Source organism: Arthrospira sp. PCC 9901 (assembly GCF_059013425.1).
On the sequence record NZ_CP102296.1, the window covers coordinates 3,903,078 to 3,919,637 of the forward strand.

Here is a 16,560-nt window from a genome sequence, read left to right on the forward strand (position 1 = left end):
ATGTCGAGGGAAGTAGTAGTTGGGTGAATGGATGTTTAACAGATGTTTAACAGTTGTAGAGGATACAACTTTCGGGGTTTAGGGTAATTTCCTGGGAATTGTTAATGGTATCAGGAAGATGAGAACCTGGACCCATCCATATAGAATCAGAGGAATCTAACTGTTTGTGCCAAGTTTGACCGGAATTCTGGAAATGGTAGGTGACTGGTTGTTTATTAAAGTTCAATATACACAGAATTTGAGAGTTATCAGTCCACCGATGGGAAGATATTAGTTTTTGGGATTCGTGGCTGGTGACTTTTTGGCTTTGGCGATCGCCTTTTTTAATAGCGGGAATCTCATGGCGTAGGCTAATCAGTTTTTTATAGAAACCTAAGAGGGTTTTATGGTGTCCCTGGCTGCGTTTTTCCCAATGGAGAATAGATTGCTTAAAGGTCTCAATACTTTGGGCATCTGGGGGTTCTCCGACGGCGTGAAACTCCTCAAATTCCGATTTTCTCCCCTGGCGAACTGCCTCAATTAAATCGGGGTCACTGTGGCTGATAAAATACAGAAATGGGGCGGTTTCTCCGTACTCTTCGCCCATAAATAACATAGGAATATAGGGAGATAACAATACCGTGGCGGCGGCTAATTTTAGGGCTTCCAAGGATGCCAGTTGAGACAACCTTTCTCCTAACATCCGGTTGCCAATTTGGTCATGATTTTGACAGCATACCACAAATTGAGAGGGAGGGCGCGAGCCTGCATAACTACCATGATAGCGATCGCGATTAGGGGAATAATCCCAGGAGTAGACAAAACTCTCGGATAGGGCTTTAGCCAAATCGGCACCTTTGCCAAAATCCTTATAATACCCGGTCAAATCTCCGGTAATTAAGGTTCTCAAAGCATGATGAAAATCATCACTCCATTGGGCATCAATCCCATAACCTCCCAGGTTTTTGGGGTTAATAATTCTCACGTCATTTAAATCACTTTCAGCGATTAGGTAAAACTGGCGACCCTGTGCCTCAGATAGTGCGGCTACCCGGTCGGACATTTCCTCTAAAATATGTTTAGCGCCAAAGTCATAAATAGCATGAATTGCATCTAATCGCAGCGCGTCAATATGATAATCGCGGAACCAATAGAGAACATTCTCTAAGACGAAATTCCGCACCCCCGGACTACCAGCATCATCATAGTTAATGGCACTTCCCCAGGGTGTTTGATATTTAGAAGTAAAATAAGGTCCGAAATCACGGGTATAATTCCCCTCCGGTCCGAAGTGGTTATATACCACATCCAAAACCACAGCCATTCCCTGTTTATGACAGGCATTAACGAGAGCTTTTAATCCTTCTGGTCCCCCATAGGAAGTCTGAACACCGTAGGGATAAACGCCATCATAACCCCAGTTCCGACTACCAGGAAACTGGGAAACCGGCATTAATTCAATGGCGGTAATTCCTAACTCTAATAATTCGGGAATGCGGGAAATAACAGCTTGAAAAGTACCCTCTGGGGTAAAAGTGCCAAGGTGCAATTCATAGATAATTAAATCAGCCAGTGGGACTCCTGACCAGTTGCCATCTTCCCAATGAAAGGCATGATGATCAACTACCTGAGAGGGTCCGTGTACATCTTCTGGTTGCGACTGAGAGGCGGGGTCAGGTCGAATGGTATCGCCATCAAGTTGATAACGATAGCGAGTCCCTGCTGGTACATCAGAAACGGTCACCCGCCAGTATCCCTGAGAGTCCTTAGTCATGGGAACTAGCCGAGGTGATGGTGTCTCGATTTGCAGATTGACAGTTTCTCGAAGGGGAGACCAGACGACAAATTCGCAGCGATCGCCTCCTAGATAGTTGGCACCTACTTTCATAGTTTTACCTCTCAGTTCAGGTTTACAATTTAGGTTCGGACTCCGGGATTTTTACGGGCAGGGATACCTCCATAGGTTGAGTAGTTTCTGAGGGGATAGACTCAGCAGCAGAGTGACCAAATTTGAACTTATCAGCCAAGATATCTCTCTGATTGACCAGATAGATACTGACCAAAGTTAATCCCACCCCCATTGACTGTAAAGGAGTGAGTACCTCTCCCAAAAACAGATTACCAAATAGCAGGGCAAAAATAGGGGTTAGGAAAGTGAGGGAACTGAGGCTAGTTAGGGAACCACTAGAAGCGAAATAAAAGAATAAGCCATAAGCGATCGCACTACCAAAAATAGTCGAATAAGCGATCGCCATCCAACCGCCGCCATCAATATTAACCCATTGGTCAGCTTCCCAGCCACCGGACAACATAAATAGAGGCAAACCGCCAATAATCATGTGCCAACCCGTCCCCACCACCGGGTCACAGTGGCGACATACTCCCCGGACTAAAACCGTCCCCACCGCCATTGACAAAGCGGCCAATAGCATCAACCATTCCCCACTTTCTAATATTGGCGAGGTGACCATTTGTTCTGCTGGTAGTAAGTTAAACCACCCCAAAATCAACTGATCCGGTAAACCGATGGCACTAATACCAATCACCCCAATGACCAACCCTAACCATCCCCAAAAGCGGATGCTTTCATTAAACAGCCACAGACAGAGAATGGCTACCGCGAGAGGTTGGGTGTCAATCATCACCGAACCCAAACCCGCATTAGTTCTCACCAGTCCCTCAGCCAGGAATCCTTGAAATAAAGCGCCATCCACCAAAGCAAATAAGCCAATCCATAACCAGGCTTTCCAGGTTTTAGGTTGAGGTCTTCCTTGGATTAAGCAAAATAACAGAACCAACACTCCCGCCGGAACCAATCTCATCCCCGCCATAAATAGGGGTGTAGTGTGGGGAATTACCCCTTTCATGGCTACCATTGCCGTACCCCACAGGAAAAAGGGCGCGATCAGCAATAATGGTTTTAAGGGTAAATCCGTGTTGGTCTGCTTTGTTAGCATTGGCAAGTTTTCTCCCAGGAATCTTTGAATATGCACTCACCCGATTCGGTGGGGTGAGTTGTGCTATTTATAGCAGTAGACACAACTTGAAGCCTAGATGGTGGCCTTTTGATGTCCGGTGTTCCCGATTCCCTGTCCGCTGCTATATGTAGTTTTGTTAAGTTACTGTTTCTATGATAGGGGTTAACTGCCAAAAAGTCTACTTTAGCTGAGAACATCGGCTAAGACAGCCCCCCGTGGGATTATACTTAAATAAGGTGGCTGTACTCCTCGATATATACGAGGTGTTTAGCTTTAGCCCATTTTAGCTGTTTGCTGGTCTCGGCGATACCCGTCCCATTTGATTAAGCCCCAAAAGTTCATGATTTGGCCATTTAAGTCTCGTTTTCGTAAACAAATTGCTCGCATCGAAATTAGTGGTGCTATTGCTGGTGATACCCGCAAGCGGGTTTTAGAGGCACTGAAAACCGTTGAAGAACGGAAATTTCCCGCGCTACTGCTGAGGATTGATAGTCCTGGCGGCACCGTTGGCGACTCCCAGGAAATTTATAGCGCCCTAAAATCTTTAAGAAAAAAAGTCAAAATTGTTGCCAGTTTTGGCAATATTTCTGCCTCTGGTGGTGTCTATATTGGCATGGGGGCTGAACATATTATGGCTAATCCTGGCACTATTACAGGCAGTATTGGTGTAATTTTGCGGGGAAATAACTTAGAAAGATTGCTGGAAAAAGTTGGGGTTTCTTTTAAGGTAATAAAATCAGGACCTTATAAGGATATTTTAGCTTTTGACCGGGAATTAACGGAACCAGAACAGCAAATTCTTCAAGAATTGATTGATACGAGTTATCAACAGTTTGTCAGCACTGTGGCTGAGTCTCGAAATTTGGAAATTGAGGCGGTGCGATCTTTTGCTGATGGGCGCATTTTTACGGGAGAACAAGCCCTACAGTTGGGGGTGGTCGATCGCTTGGGGAGTGAAGAAGATGCCCGTCGGTGGACAGCGGAAATGGTCAATCTTGACCCGGAGAAAACTGAATGCTGTACCCTGGAAAAGCCGAAATCTTTATTAAATCGGGTTCTCAGTAATAATCTGGCGGCGACTAACAGGATCTCGGATGCCCGAAATTGGGTAGAATTTGAGTTGTCTACCAGTGGTTTACCCCTGTGGCTGTATCGACCTTAAACATTCCCACGCAGGGGGTTAAGCAATCACAGGCGAGGTGGTGTTTGACCACCCGTTAACCTATACTACTAAGCATCATAGGAGGATTTGGCGTGGAGTGGCAAGTTCGAGCGATTCGTGGCGCGACGACAGTTAGGGAAAATTCCATTGACGCAATTCGCGAAGCGGTGACGGAACTACTGGATGAATTGGAAACTCGCAACCAGTTAGATCCAGAACAGATTATCAGTACGACTTTTTCTGTGACTCGCGATTTGGATGCGATTTTTCCGGCGGCGATCGCCAGAGAACGTCCCCACTGGCAAAATGTTCCCCTGTTGGATGTCCAGCAAATGTATGTCAAGGGTAGCCTAGAACGCTGTATTCGCGTACTCGTTCATGTCAATTTTCCCAGCCACAAAACTCAAGTACATCATCCCTATTTACGAGGTGCAAAAAACCTCCGCCCTGACTGGAGTTTAACATCCTTAAATCATTGATCAAATCATGCCCCAGCCGGGGGAAATGGTGGGTCAGTTGTTGCTCACCGGGTTGTCATGGCGATTTCCTGGCTCTGACGCACCCTACCATCCTACGAGTTGGAGGATAGAGACCCTAGGGGTTTTTGGGTGGGAATACCAACAGGACGGGGAAAGCGATCGGGTGTGGGTTTAATTTTCCGTAAATAGAGGCAGTGGCGGACACTTTCGGTTACAGGAGTGACAAAGGATTCCACGGAGTCTAGTTTACCGCCCAAGGGAGCGATCGCATTTTGTAGCTCCTGCTGTTCTGGGGGGGTCCATTGACCGCGATATAGTACCGCCACGCCGCCAATTTTGAGTAGGGGTAAACTATATTCAGCCGCCACGGTAGCAGCAGCGACAGCGCGTAAGACGACCAGATCATAACTTTGGCGATGGTCGGACTGTTGAGCGATCGCTTCTACCCGTCCCAAATAGGGGATAGCATTTTCCAGACCCAGACGAGGGACGAGAGTTTGTAAAAAAGCAATTTTCTTACCGGTACTATCAAGCAATGTAACTTCGGCTGTGGGAATAGCGATCGCGATCGGAACACCAGGAAAACCCGCGCCAGTACCAATATCAATCACCCGCAAAGGCAATTTATCCCCGGACAACCAGGGTACGACCCCCCGCAAAGAATCCCATAAATGCTTTTCCCAAAACCCCACCGGATCAGTAATGCGGGTTAAATTAAGCCGTTGATTACCCGCCAAAATCTGCTCATAGAGTACATTAAACATTTGCAGTTGGCGATCGCTAGGTATCCAACCCAGAGTTTCCCAACCTTCCGACTGAATTTCCCCCAAACCCAATTCCTCCAACACTATCGTTACACCACAGCCGGATCAACATTTTTCAGCAAAGTCTGCGGATCAGCAGGTTGCAAATTGCCATGATCAAGTCGCCAACAACAATCTGCAATTTCCAACAGATCCCCCGCATCATGGGTAACAACCAATAAAGTCCAGTGAGATTTTAACTTGTCCAGCAAAGCCACCAACTGCCGCCGCATTGACCAATCTAAACCCGCTGTCGGCTCATCTAACATCAATAAATGAGGTTGTCTGATTAATTGTACCGCTAGGGCTAACCGTCGCTGCTGTCCGCCACTGAGGGAATGGGGAGCCTTTTCTAAAGATAGACTCTCTAACCCCACTTCCCCCAAAGCATTTTGCATCATATCGAGTTTGATTTCTGGGTGTCCCAGTCGCAACTCTTCCAAAATCGAACCACCGCAGAAATGTCGCTCCGGAAACTGAAACACTAAACCCGCCAGTTGTGGTAGTTGTTCAGAAGTTAACTCCTGTTCACGCCAGCGAATATCTCCTTTGGTTTTTTGAGCCAGACCCGCTAAAATTTCTAGTAATGTACTTTTACCAGAACCGCTACTACCCACAATCAAGCCTAACTGTTGCGGAGGCAGTTCTAAATTAATATTATTCAGAATGGGAGCATTGCAGGCGGCCGGATGATAAAGCAAATTTCTGATATACAGCATAGAGAGCAATTCTCAATGTTACTCAAACCCTATCCATCCTGGCACAAACTAGGTGCAGATGATAGCATGACTCGATTCCCCTAGGGGCTGAATTTTGGCAAAACTCCAGCCCATTAGCATTTTCAAGGAAAGATCCCTATGATTAGCTTATCAAATCTTATAAAATCCATTCACCCCAAAACTATCACCCTGTTTGGTATTACCCCTATTGCGATCGCTCTGTTATCTTTAACTGCTACTGCGGCTGACCCCTTCCGCACTAATAATCCTAGGGTTATGGGTGAACAAACCGAAGCCGCCTTTCGGGCTATGTTTGAGCGAGGACACTATGTTGAGGCGCAAAAGTACCTCAAACAGGCTGAACAGCTTGGTACTAACGAACCAATGGTTTTTGCTCTCCAAGCCTCTCTAGCTTATCAGGCTCAAGACTGGGATGCTATGAAACGCTACGCCGACCGAACTCTGCAAACTGCTCAATCTCTTATGGTTTCTGACCCTCTACGGGGAAATCTCTATATGGCGGTGGGTCATTTTTTACAGGGTGCTTATATTGTCCAAACTCAAGGAACTATTAAGGGGGCTCCCCAGGCTTTAAATAAGCTGCAAACTGTGCTACGATTGATGAATGCCGCCGAACAAATTGATCCTCAAGACCCAGAGCTAAATTTGCTCAAGGGATATATGGATTTATTTCTCGGTTTAAATTTGCCTTTTTCTGACCCCATGGCTGCTGTAGAGCGCCTGGAACGTTACGCAGGTCCTCGTTATCTCGCCCTTTGGGGAATTGCGATCGCCTATCGAGATCTTGACCAATTAGACCGGGCTTTAACTGTCGTTAATCAAGCCTTAGAAGAAGTGCCTTTTCATCCAGAATTGTTCTATCTCAAGGCTCAGATTCTCGCCTCTCTCGGTAGGCAGAAAAATAACCCTCAGCTATTGGATGCTGCTTACCAGAGCTTTAGTGTAGCATTATCACAACCTGATCAACTTCCTAAGCTGACTGTCGCTCAGATTTTTTATGAGCAGTGCAAAACCCTTAATAATATTGACAGCTTAGACCGCCCTTGTCATCCCCTACGCAATACCATCAGAGATACTAATGGCTCATGGGGACCTACTCAGTTACCGCCTTTATAACAGCCTAACCCCCCCCTAACCCCCCCCTAAATCTATCTGTCGTTCCCCATAAGTCGCGGTTATTTCAGGTAATATCATGGCAGATTGGGGGGGAATATGCCTTAATCATGACCAAAAATAGAGAGGTTTCATCTGGTCTCATGGATGTAAAGTTTCGAGAGTTTAATCAATTTGATATCTGGATTTGGTTAAGGTTTAGCACCATTCCTTCCATGGTAGAAAGACAGTATCTTGAAGAGGTGTTTAATTCCTGGTTTTTGTTGGGAAAATTGGGGGGATTTAATGCGGAAAAATTGCAGGCACAAGAAGTGGGGGTTGACCTCAATTATATGACCTATGAGAATGACAGAAATCATGATGCTATGATGGCACTCATGCACAATATGGGGGAAGTAGAATATGAGGGATTGTGGGCGCGTTGTTGGTTTGATTTGGGAACCAGTGATGCTTTGGCTTTGGATGTTTTGATTAATTCTTTGGAACAACTCAGCGAAGATTATGTCACCATAGAAGAGTTAATTATTGGCGGAGAAAATCAAGATTGGCCGGTCTCAACGAATCGCCATGATCCTGATTTTGCTGACGATGGTATCTCCTGAATGCTGCCGATAAAATCTAATTAACTCAGAATCATGTCTAAACCGAAAATTAGGGTAATTGCATTAGGATTAATTGAGGATAACGATCGCCTTTTGGTGTCTCAGGGATACGACCAAGAAAAACAAATAACCTTTTATCGTGCTTTAGGAGGAGGTGTAGATTTTGGCGAACATAGTCGAGATGCACTCCGACGAGAATTTCTCGAAGAACTCAACGCGGAAATTACTGATATAGAATACCTAGATTGCCTGGAAAGCATTTTCGTTTATAATGGTAGTCAGGGACATGAAATTATCCAACTGTATCGATGTAAATTTGCTGATCGCCAATTTTACCAACAGGAACAAATCCCATTTAAGGAAGGCGATCGCCAAAAATTAGCCCTCTGGGTTCCCGTGGAGAGATTTAAGTCAGGAGAAGCTCAACTTGTTCCTGAAGGCTTTATCAAATTCCTGGGATAGTCCTGTCCTTATACTCAATCGGTGATCAATCATGTCACATCAACAACACCATCAACATCAACATCAACATCAACATCAACATCAACATCAACATCACGACCACAACCATGATGTTGAAAAACAAGTTAACCCGATTATTGCCAAACTGAAGGCGATCGCCCAGCCGAGGGTGTGGGGACCCATTGGTGTGATTTCCCTAGTGAGTATATTTGTATGGGAAGTTTCAGAAAATCCCGAACTCTATCGGATTGACTGGGAATCGGAAACCTCCGAAAGCGGACTATCTCCGGAAGAATTGGCGATCGCCGCCGAAATTGACAGTTCAGGCTTACTACTCGAAGAGTTACGCCGAAACAACCAGGAGGATTTTAACCTATTTCACAATCCCATCCAAGGCGGAGAAGACGTATTCGAGGAAGTTCGCCGCCGTAACTCTCGGTCCGATCAAAATACCCAAACCCAGAGTTCCCGAAATTTGCGATCGAGTGAAGCAACAACCACCCTACCTGAACCATTCCCCGAAACCACAGCCACCAGTCCCTTCAATGCTACCAGCCAGGCTCTGCAAAATGCCCAAAATACCCAAAATAATAGACCTGCATCCTTTGGTTTATTAGGGTGGGGAACCCCAGCTAACCAGGAGGACAATCAAGAAACCCTAACTAACTCCCCCTTAGCACCCACCCCACTACAGGCGGCGATGGGTCAGTCTTTCTCATCATCAACAAGTGAATCCGAAGGCGAAACCCAAACCCAAACTCAAGGGATGTTCAACCCTCTGATAGTCACTGGAAGCAGCAATAGTCAGGTGGCTACCCCATCATCGACAAATGGGGATAATAACACCGCCTCTGGTATTCCTCTACCCGCATACGCACCCCCAGTTCAAATTCCCGAAGCCAGTTGGGTGGTTCCCAGAACCGTAGCCCCCATTGATGGAACTAATGCAGCCACTGTTGATGTAGCCCCCAACCCATATCAAACTAACCGTTCCCTACCTCAGCCATTATCTGGAACCCAGCCAGGTGGTTTACCACCAGCACCCGTGCTACCTCCCAACCGCGCTAACCCCCACGGACAATATAACTACACCGGAACTAATCCTTTTGGGCGTAATCAGCCTCAGACGGACAATTCTGGTGGTTTTCCCAACTTTCAGCCCGCCACCCCCAATCCCAATAACTATGTGGTCGGTCCCACCAATTTAAACCCAAATAATCAAAATCAAGTGATCCAGCAACAGGCTCCCTTTACTTCTCCTCGCAGCACTCCCGGTCGCGTGATTGGCGGTGGTAGAATCAACAGTTTCTCTAACCCCTAGAAGTTAAGTTTTATGAGGTTTTGAGTGTTTCTACTTAATTCCGAGTTAAACTTTGGCTAAACTCTATGGAGCAATAGGTTGTGTCTACATCTATCCAGTTTATCGATGGACTTGACGAGGAACTGGGTGGGGTTAGCCTCCGCAAACGCCGAGACAGCAACACCAAGATTGTCGTTTTAGTCTTTAAACAACTCAAGGCGATCGAAAAACTCAGGGCTTATCGCAAACAAATTAGCCATTTATGGCTCCGGGATGAAGAAGGAGAAATCCGCGTAAGTCCCACAGGTGTTAAGTTCTTCTATGTGGGAGATGATGAACTCTCGAAAGCAGAATGTACTTTTGAGGTTGATTCTGAGGATATTTTTGGGCGGGTGATGAGATTTTTGCATCGCTACGCTGATGACCATGGCTTTGAGTATAGTGCCAATTGATTCTTGATACTCCCCGCCCTTTCCGAGGACGGGGCTTGCATATCACAAAATTGGGTTTTTGTCAATAGGGGGGAAATGGCGCTGCGATTTTCTCGGAAAACTCGTGCATCGGGAATTTTAAATTTTGCTGAGATAATATTCTGGATTATGATAGAATCAGGGTTGTAGCCTTTATTTTGGGATAAGGACACAATAAGCCCTTGGTAACGATTTATTGGAGGATACCACAACCCCCATAATCTCGTCAACTATTTGCGAGGCATTATCAATAAAAATGTATCAATTCTTAACAATACTTTAAAATTTAAATCGATTCGGGTTGATATATTAGCGAAAGTTATTAGATTATGGATTAATTGGAATTTATGGCTGTGGCTGGTAAATGGTTTTCGTCTGTATGGCAAATATTTGGGGTGGGTTTATCGTCTGTAATTTTGAGTGCGATCGCATCAGTAAGCCCCGCTCACAGCGCGGAGGAGATGATCATATCCTATGGTATAGCAAACACCTCAATTTCCATAGCTGAACTGGAAAAATTTGTCGAGTCTGGGGAGAGTACACCGCTTTTATTTGTGTATGGTTATTTACTGAATATCGAAGACCCGGAAGGATTAAGAAGAGGTTTAAAATCCCCTTTGGAAGCGAGTCCTTGGAGTATAGATCGGTTTTTAAATTCGCCAACAGGAGAAACCATTTTGCGGCGCATGGGTAGAGTGGTGAATACTGGAGGCGGCGAAAATGGTTATATGGCTCTAAAAACAGCGATCGCTCAAGCCTCTAAACGTCCAGAAGGTCTAACGATTATGGGTATTCTCCAGGAGTTCCCTGACCCTCAAATTCGCATTGATTTAGATTTTAGTATCGATTTGATCAACGAAACAACTCAGGTGTTATTTAGAGATCAGACAATTATCGAGCAAATCTCACAGCAGAGGTCGGCGGAAAATAGTGCTAACCGGAGACCGCAACAAAGATTCACCATTCCTAACCCCCGCGATCTGGGACCCTATAGCTGGAGAGAAGCAGAGGTAGTATTTTTCAATCCTAATCGCGATCGCCCTTCGCCACTGTTTTTATACTTACCGGAAAATATAGACAGACCCGCCCCCCTAATTATTATTTCCCACGGGTTAGGGTCAGACCCAAAAACCTTTAGCTATTTAGCCGAACATCTCGCCTCCCATGGTTTTGCGGTAGCCATTCCCGAACATATCGCCACCAGTGCTAATCGTTTTGAAGGATTTTTACAAGGTTTCGAGGAACCTCCTAACCCTTCAGAATTTGCCGCGCGCCCCACAGATATTAGTTATTTACTAGACTTACTGGAACAAAAATCAGCTTCTGACCCATTTTGGCGAGAAAGGCTAGATTTGCAAAATGTTGGCGTAGTTGGTCAATCTTTTGGGGGGTATACGGTGTTAGCCTTAGCGGGAGCGAAATTGAACCCCCAGATACTGAGCCAGTATTGTCCTGATCTTCCCAATCGGCGCATTACCCTCAATTTATCAATTATCCTCCAATGTCGAGCTTTGGAAGTGGCTTTAGAACGTCAGAACTTTCGGGACCCTAGAATTAAAGCAGCGATCGCTATTAATCCCTTTAGCAGCTTAGTTTTTGGTGAAAGGGGAATGGCTGCTATTAATATCCCAGTGGCGATCGTATCAGGAACCAATGATTATATTACCCCAGCCATTGCAGAACAAATTGAGCCTTTCACCTGGTTAACCAACTCTGACAACATCCTAGTGTTATTTGAGGGAGGGACTCACTTCTCCTTTTTACAAGAAGAGGGGGGACAATTACCCATCCCCCCAGAAATTATTGGTCCTGACCCCAACTTCGCTTATCCCTATTTAAAAGCACTCAGCCTGACGTTTTTTAACCTACATATCCGCCGAGAGCTAGATAACCGCAATTACTTAAATGACACTTATCTAAATACTATCGGTTCCAGCCTGTTTCAGATGACCATTTTGGAGGAGTTGACTCCTGAACAACTGCAAAGGGCTTTCCCACAGCCCTAAATTAATCACCAATTTGCATTTTCACAGTCAGGGTTTTGAGTTGTTCATTCATCCAGCGATCGAACAATTCATCCTGCAACTGTTTTTTAATGCCTTTGGTTTCCAGAGTCACGTCGATAAATTCTTCAATTCTGAACAAACACCAGCGCCCTTCGACTTCAAAAGGTCCGATAATTTGACCCACCTTAGCCCCTTCAATGGTAGATTTTAACGCATCTGGTAATGTGGCTTTACTTACGGCTCCCATCATGCCATTAACCCGGCGTTCTGTGGTGATAGAATATTCCCGCGCTAGGGCTTCAAAACTGCCTTCTCCCGAGGCAATTTTGCTTTTTAAACTTTCAGCCATTTCATAGTCATCAACCACAATTCGTGACAGGACTACGGAATCTAAAAACGGTTTGCGTTCTTGGAAATATTCCTCCAAATTCTCTTTAACTACTGCGAGTTTGAGAGTTTCTCGTTTAAACCCATTAGAAACCTGGTCATGAAAACTTTTATAGGTCAAGCGGTTTTCATCGAGCCAAGTTTGGAAGGCTTGGGGGTCGCTGAGATTACGTTCCAGGCGGAAATTAATCACGGCTTGCTCAATGGCGGCTGCATTGGAGTTGATTTCATCCCGAGATTGCAGTTCTTTATCAATTACATATTGCCTGAGAATATTAGCCAGAAAATCCTGCAACTTGCCGGAATTTTGGAGATATTGTAATGATTGACTCAGGGTAAGAGAGTCGTTATCATTAATGGTCAAAAATGGTTGAGACATAGGTAAAAGTAATTTGAACGTGGTTGTTAATCTAACTGGAGTATACACCCCAGATGAGGTCTACCCCTAATATAGCAATTATCTGGGATTTTGGTATGCTAATACTGGTAAAAATCTGGGGGTTTAAAAGTGAATCGGGAGTTGAAAATAGACAACTGCTAACACGATAGCAACGATCGCCCCGATTAGGGTATTGATAAAATTGACGACTTCATTGGTGAGCCACCCCACCTGATTTTGCCAAGTGGCTCCGATCAGGCTTTCTAGGTTAGTAGCGACAAACGCTGCTATTATACACCATAACAGCCCCATGGCATCAATTAAACCCACTGACCAGCCCACCATAGCCATGGCTAGGGATGCTACGACACCAGCCACAGTTCCTTCTAGGCTGATAGCGCCCTCTGTACCGCGCGGCACCGGCTGCATGGTAGTAATTAAGAAAGTTCGTTTTCCATAGGCTTTACCGACCTCTGAGGCACAGGTATCAGAGAGTTTAGTGCTGAAACTGGCAACATATCCCAACATCAGTAAAGGTGTGGCGATCGCAGTTATAGGACTATCAACCATCAGCCCCCTTAACCCCAAAATTCCCAAAGCACAAAGCGCCGCAGTTAAGGCAGATCCCCAGACATTTTCCGGTCCCCTAGCACCCGATCGCTTTTCGGCTATACCCGCCGCCTCTTTTTCAGCCATCCCAATGCGGGTCACTGCTGATCCGATCACGAAATAAAACCCCACCACCATATATCCGGGTCCTTGGAGACTTACCCAGACTAACACGCCTAAAATCCAAGCGTGTACAATACCAGAGGGGGTTAAGAGTTTTTTGGGTAGTAGGGCGACAATTCCCAATAGTAGGGTATTAATAGCGATCGCTGCTACCGCTGGATTCGATAATAATGATAGCTGTGGATACATAAGATTTTAAATAACTTTGCCTTGTTGGAATTTTAGAGCAGTTCTCAAAGCCTTCTCCACTGCTGCGATACAATTGGGATCTTTAACCATCCAAGCGTGTAGTGGCACATCAAGGATAATTTCCTCCCCCAAATTTAGGTGTGAACTGTTCGCCGGAACAATCATCAGATCAAATCTAGTCCAGATTGAGGTAAAATTGAGGCGATCAAGCATTCCTATATTGTTATTCAAATCTAACAGTAGGGGGCTGTTGGCGCGCATTTGCGCCGCCGCTTGGGTTGGATAGAAGTTAGCTGTCATCGTTCCGTTATGGGGGGACGAAATGGTAATTAATCTTTGGACTCGTTCAATTCCCCCTAGCTTCTGTACATAGTAGCGACTGACAATTCCCCCCATACTAAAACCTACCAGGTCAAAGGGTTGATTGGGGGCAAAGTTTTGAGCAGCATATTCGACAATTTGCTCTGCTAGGCATTCTATGCCACTTAATCCGTAATTGGGACACAGGTTGAAGCTATGAACCTCCCAGCCTTTTTGTCTCAGATGCCTAGACATCACTTGGAAAATGGCGATCGTGTCGAAAATACCATGAATCAGTAAAACCGGATTAAGGGCTTGATTGTTCTTCATGTGGAAATTATGAGAATTTGTGAATAAGTGTAAACAATTATCTCAATTTTGCCTCTTATTGTCACAAATTACCCTCACTTGATGGGATTTTTGTAAAATTTTGTAAACAATTGTGGACAAACCTTGCAGATAATTTTAATCTGAAATTTAACTTGTTAGGCAATGAGTGTCAATTTTATAAAAACTGAACGGAGTAGGTTTAATGTTAGCCATTGGTAAACTGTTTGGGCGTGGTCAAAAATCTGATTATTTTTTAGAGTTTGATGAGGCTAAGGGAACCACAGCAGAACCGAGTCAAGCGATCGCCCCCAAAGCTGAAGCCCCCAAAGTAGAAGCCCCCAAAGCTGAAGCCCCCAAAGCTGAAGCCCCCAAAGCTGAAAAGCCAGAAAAAACGAAGAAATCTGTAGCGAAGAAATCCCCAGAATCCGCCAAAGTCAATGCACCTGCTACCCCAGCCCCGGCCGCTGTGGCTAAGGTAGCCCCATCGTCTGCGCCTCTAAATGGTGGTATGAACAAAACCCCGGAGGGGATGACATTTGCTACAGACTACTTACTTCCCAAGTCCACAGCGACCCGTCGTCGTCCCGGTCCCAACATGAATATGTTTAGGGATATGGCGCGTCAGATGTCCTCGAAATAATTAGTATCGATCGCAATTGACATTAGCAATAATCGTGTCATAGGACAAAAGCTGGAAATTGATCGAACCTTGGTCTGTCTTAACTGATATCAAGTTTTTGGGAATGTTGAGGGTAACTTGGTGATAACCCCAAACCCTCATCTGCTTGATCACCTCGCCAGCTTTACAACCAATAAACCGTTTAAGTTCTTGGCTACTAGGGACGTAGTTAAGGGAGTTTTGCTGCTTATGTTCAACGGGTGATGGGTTGTTGGGGTATGCACAGGTGGGGCTGTTGATTAGATCGCTTTTTTGTCTTAGGTGAGCAAAATAGGTGAGAGATGCCATGTCTTAATCTCCTGAGAATGAGTTGAGGAAGATTTTTAGCTTATTACCTAGGATGGAGAATTACAGAGATGCAGTCAATGGGGACTCCAGCCAGAATCTGAATTGTCTACTCTCTAGGTCAAGCTGTGAAAGTTCACCCACGAGGCTAAAAACAGGAGGAGGTACACTGTGAAACCCCCTAGCAAATGGTGGATCAAGAATATCCCCCCTGTTTTGAGGATATCTAGTTACCGAATATCACCCGGTCAGGTGATGTCAAGATGGTTGGGAACTGATACATTAATAATTGAGATGCTACGAATAGGTGAGTTATCCATCAGCCGCAAGCTGGTGGATTTTTTTATCCAGAGTCAATTATGGCCATAAAATACTCAAACGTAAACCGATTTGGCCTAAATACGGGAAAACTTAGTAAAAATTTAATTATTGGTTAGTTTTGGGAATCCTGGTCAATTTTTCGGCGACGCTTGTATGGGATTATTTGGGTTGGGTGGGAATATTGGCCAGGATACTGATAGGCAATATGTAGCGATCGCTCCTCCAAACCCCGATTGCGATCTAAAATCAAATATGAATAAGTGTTAACGAAAGCGAGTAAGGATTTCATGACTTCTCAAGTTCTGGTGGAAAAGCAAAAGTTAGAAAAACCCCCCCTAGATATTCACTATTTGGGCGATCGCGTTTTGCGACAGCCAGCCAAACGGGTTTCGCGCATTGACGATGAAATTCGGCAACTGGTGCGGGAGATGTTACAAACCATGTATAGTGCCGATGGTATTGGTTTAGCCGCTCCCCAAGTAGGGGTACACAAACAGGTAATCGTGATTGACTGCGAACCTGATAATGCAGCGACTCCCCCCCTAGTGTTGATTAACCCCACCATCAAAAAGTCAAGCCGCCAGCTATCACCTTTCCAGGAAGGATGTTTAAGTATTCCAGGGGTTTATATGGATGTAGTCCGCCCAGAAGAGGTAGAAGTTGCCTTTAAGGATGAAAACGGCCGTCCTCGGAGCATATTGGCTACGGAGTTACTTTGTCGAGCCATTCAACATGAAATCGATCACCTACAGGGGGTGTTATTTGTCGATCGCGTTGACAATCAATTAGCCCTGAATGAGGAATTGGCTAAATATAAGTTTTCTCCGAAAGCAGTCAAGCCGGTTAAATAGCACGATTACACTC

General features: G+C 45.2%; 19 protein-coding genes. 10 read left to right on the forward strand and 9 right to left on the reverse strand.

The annotated features are described in order from the left end of the window. Positions 1–46: 46 nt before the first annotated feature. On the reverse strand, positions 47–1,867 hold the full coding sequence (gene treZ / locus NLZ44_RS17300; RefSeq protein WP_493750580.1) for a malto-oligosyltrehalose trehalohydrolase: 1,821 nt from the start codon (positions 1,865–1,867) through the stop codon (positions 47–49). Between the two features lie 22 nt (positions 1,868–1,889). Next, entirely contained in the window at positions 1,890–2,936 is a 1,047-nt protein-coding gene (locus NLZ44_RS17305) for a DMT family transporter (protein WP_006670049.1), read from the reverse strand. A 361-nt stretch (positions 2,937–3,297) separates the two neighbouring features. Between NLZ44_RS17305 and sppA the strand changes: the two genes are divergently transcribed. Both sppA and aroH read left to right on the forward strand, forming a co-directional pair. After that, positions 3,298–4,119 carry a signal peptide peptidase SppA gene (sppA, locus tag NLZ44_RS17310; RefSeq protein WP_008056380.1) on the forward strand — a complete coding sequence of 274 codons (822 nt, stop codon included), beginning with the start codon at positions 3,298–3,300 and terminating at the stop codon, positions 4,117–4,119. 92 nt (positions 4,120–4,211) lie between these two features. Beyond that, positions 4,212–4,598, forward strand: a complete 387-nt coding sequence (gene aroH, locus NLZ44_RS17315; protein ID WP_006670050.1) for a chorismate mutase — start codon at positions 4,212–4,214, stop codon at positions 4,596–4,598. A gap of 92 nt (positions 4,599–4,690) precedes the next feature. Here the strand turns inward: aroH and rsmG are convergent, their stop codons facing one another. Continuing rightward, a complete protein-coding gene (gene rsmG / locus NLZ44_RS17320; protein ID WP_493750581.1) occupies positions 4,691–5,446 on the reverse strand; it encodes a 16S rRNA (guanine(527)-N(7))-methyltransferase RsmG in 756 nt (251 codons plus the stop codon). A gap of 5 nt (positions 5,447–5,451) precedes the next feature. Beyond that, positions 5,452–6,120, reverse strand: a complete 669-nt coding sequence (locus tag NLZ44_RS17325; RefSeq protein WP_317264391.1) for an ABC transporter ATP-binding protein — start codon at positions 6,118–6,120, stop codon at positions 5,452–5,454. A gap of 138 nt (positions 6,121–6,258) precedes the next feature. Here NLZ44_RS17325 and NLZ44_RS17330 point away from each other — a divergent pair, with 138 nt between their 5' ends. The 6 genes from NLZ44_RS17330 (at position 6,259) to NLZ44_RS17355 (ending at position 12,094) form a co-directional block, all read left to right on the forward strand. Then, positions 6,259–7,257 (forward strand): Sll0314/Alr1548 family TPR repeat-containing protein, encoded by a 999-nt coding sequence (locus tag NLZ44_RS17330; protein WP_493750582.1) that lies wholly within the window; start codon positions 6,259–6,261, stop codon positions 7,255–7,257. 140 nt (positions 7,258–7,397) lie between these two features. Next, positions 7,398–7,856: a DUF3531 family protein gene (locus NLZ44_RS17335; RefSeq protein ID WP_493753026.1), complete on the forward strand. Its 459-nt coding sequence runs from the start codon at positions 7,398–7,400 to the stop codon at positions 7,854–7,856. A 33-nt stretch (positions 7,857–7,889) separates the two neighbouring features. Further along, on the forward strand, positions 7,890–8,318 hold the full coding sequence (locus tag NLZ44_RS17340; RefSeq protein ID WP_493750583.1) for an NUDIX hydrolase: 429 nt from the start codon (positions 7,890–7,892) through the stop codon (positions 8,316–8,318). 31 nt (positions 8,319–8,349) lie between these two features. Then, positions 8,350–9,639: a hypothetical protein gene (locus NLZ44_RS17345; RefSeq protein WP_493750584.1), complete on the forward strand. Its 1,290-nt coding sequence runs from the start codon at positions 8,350–8,352 to the stop codon at positions 9,637–9,639. A gap of 80 nt (positions 9,640–9,719) precedes the next feature. Beyond that, the gene (gene psb28 / locus NLZ44_RS17350; RefSeq protein WP_006622421.1) at positions 9,720–10,070 is read left to right on the forward strand and encodes a photosystem II reaction center protein Psb28; all 351 of its coding nucleotides are present in this window, start codon (positions 9,720–9,722) and stop codon (positions 10,068–10,070) included. 365 nt (positions 10,071–10,435) lie between these two features. Continuing rightward, positions 10,436–12,094: an alpha/beta hydrolase gene (locus NLZ44_RS17355; protein ID WP_493750585.1), complete on the forward strand. Its 1,659-nt coding sequence runs from the start codon at positions 10,436–10,438 to the stop codon at positions 12,092–12,094. A gap of 1 nt (position 12,095) precedes the next feature. On the opposite strand, the gene NLZ44_RS17360 is transcribed toward NLZ44_RS17355, so the two are convergent. The 3 genes from NLZ44_RS17360 to NLZ44_RS17370 all read right to left on the reverse strand — a co-directional run bounded on the left by NLZ44_RS17360 (position 12,096) and on the right by NLZ44_RS17370 (position 14,411). Then, the gene (locus NLZ44_RS17360) at positions 12,096–12,860 is read right to left on the reverse strand and encodes a peptidylprolyl isomerase (protein WP_493750586.1); all 765 of its coding nucleotides are present in this window, start codon (positions 12,858–12,860) and stop codon (positions 12,096–12,098) included. A 123-nt stretch (positions 12,861–12,983) separates the two neighbouring features. Continuing rightward, positions 12,984–13,781, reverse strand: a complete 798-nt coding sequence (locus tag NLZ44_RS17365; protein WP_111892730.1) for a TIGR00297 family protein — start codon at positions 13,779–13,781, stop codon at positions 12,984–12,986. Positions 13,782–13,787: 6 nt separating this feature from the next. Then, on the reverse strand, positions 13,788–14,411 hold the full coding sequence (locus NLZ44_RS17370) for an esterase/lipase family protein (RefSeq protein ID WP_493750587.1): 624 nt from the start codon (positions 14,409–14,411) through the stop codon (positions 13,788–13,790). A gap of 202 nt (positions 14,412–14,613) precedes the next feature. Between NLZ44_RS17370 and NLZ44_RS17375 the strand changes: the two genes are divergently transcribed. After that, positions 14,614–15,051, forward strand: a complete 438-nt coding sequence (locus NLZ44_RS17375; protein ID WP_493750588.1) for a hypothetical protein — start codon at positions 14,614–14,616, stop codon at positions 15,049–15,051. On the opposite strand, the gene NLZ44_RS17380 is transcribed toward NLZ44_RS17375, so the two are convergent. Both NLZ44_RS17380 and NLZ44_RS17385 read right to left on the reverse strand, forming a co-directional pair. Further along, entirely contained in the window at positions 15,052–15,378 is a 327-nt protein-coding gene (locus NLZ44_RS17380; protein ID WP_006622414.1) for a hypothetical protein, read from the reverse strand. It lies immediately after the preceding gene. Between the two features lie 430 nt (positions 15,379–15,808). Further along, complete coding sequence (locus NLZ44_RS17385) at positions 15,809–15,985, reverse strand: hypothetical protein (RefSeq protein ID WP_493750589.1); 177 nt, start codon at positions 15,983–15,985, stop codon at positions 15,809–15,811. Here NLZ44_RS17385 and def point away from each other — a divergent pair. Beyond that, positions 15,984–16,547 carry a peptide deformylase gene (gene def, locus NLZ44_RS17390; protein ID WP_008056475.1) on the forward strand — a complete coding sequence of 188 codons (564 nt, stop codon included), beginning with the start codon at positions 15,984–15,986 and terminating at the stop codon, positions 16,545–16,547. The genes NLZ44_RS17385 and def overlap by 2 nt on opposite strands. Positions 16,548–16,560: the final 13 nt, after the last annotated feature.

Excerpts from the sequence above, each read along its gene's own strand:
- NLZ44_RS17325 (WP_317264391.1), bottom strand. The coding sequence starts at position 6,120 with ATGCTGTATATCAGAAATTTGCTTTATCATCCGGCCGCCTGCAATGCT.
- NLZ44_RS17385 (WP_493750589.1), bottom strand. The coding sequence starts at position 15,985 with ATGAAATCCTTACTCGCTTTCGTTAACACTTATTCATATTTGATTTTA.
- NLZ44_RS17305 (WP_006670049.1), bottom strand. The coding sequence starts at position 2,936 with ATGCTAACAAAGCAGACCAACACGGATTTACCCTTAAAACCATTATTG.
- NLZ44_RS17345 (WP_493750584.1), top strand. The coding sequence starts at position 8,350 with ATGTCACATCAACAACACCATCAACATCAACATCAACATCAACATCAA.
- sppA (WP_008056380.1), top strand. The coding sequence starts at position 3,298 with ATGATTTGGCCATTTAAGTCTCGTTTTCGTAAACAAATTGCTCGCATC.
- treZ (WP_493750580.1), bottom strand. The coding sequence starts at position 1,867 with ATGAAAGTAGGTGCCAACTATCTAGGAGGCGATCGCTGCGAATTTGTC.
- NLZ44_RS17360 (WP_493750586.1), bottom strand. The coding sequence starts at position 12,860 with ATGTCTCAACCATTTTTGACCATTAATGATAACGACTCTCTTACCCTG.
- NLZ44_RS17380 (WP_006622414.1), bottom strand. The coding sequence starts at position 15,378 with ATGGCATCTCTCACCTATTTTGCTCACCTAAGACAAAAAAGCGATCTA.
- NLZ44_RS17340 (WP_493750583.1), top strand. The coding sequence starts at position 7,890 with ATGTCTAAACCGAAAATTAGGGTAATTGCATTAGGATTAATTGAGGAT.
- NLZ44_RS17335 (WP_493753026.1), top strand. The coding sequence starts at position 7,398 with ATGGATGTAAAGTTTCGAGAGTTTAATCAATTTGATATCTGGATTTGG.
- def (WP_008056475.1), top strand. The coding sequence starts at position 15,984 with ATGACTTCTCAAGTTCTGGTGGAAAAGCAAAAGTTAGAAAAACCCCCC.
- NLZ44_RS17370 (WP_493750587.1), bottom strand. The coding sequence starts at position 14,411 with ATGAAGAACAATCAAGCCCTTAATCCGGTTTTACTGATTCATGGTATT.
- NLZ44_RS17355 (WP_493750585.1), top strand. The coding sequence starts at position 10,436 with ATGGCTGTGGCTGGTAAATGGTTTTCGTCTGTATGGCAAATATTTGGG.
- NLZ44_RS17375 (WP_493750588.1), top strand. The coding sequence starts at position 14,614 with ATGTTAGCCATTGGTAAACTGTTTGGGCGTGGTCAAAAATCTGATTAT.
- NLZ44_RS17365 (WP_111892730.1), bottom strand. The coding sequence starts at position 13,781 with ATGTATCCACAGCTATCATTATTATCGAATCCAGCGGTAGCAGCGATC.
- NLZ44_RS17330 (WP_493750582.1), top strand. The coding sequence starts at position 6,259 with ATGATTAGCTTATCAAATCTTATAAAATCCATTCACCCCAAAACTATC.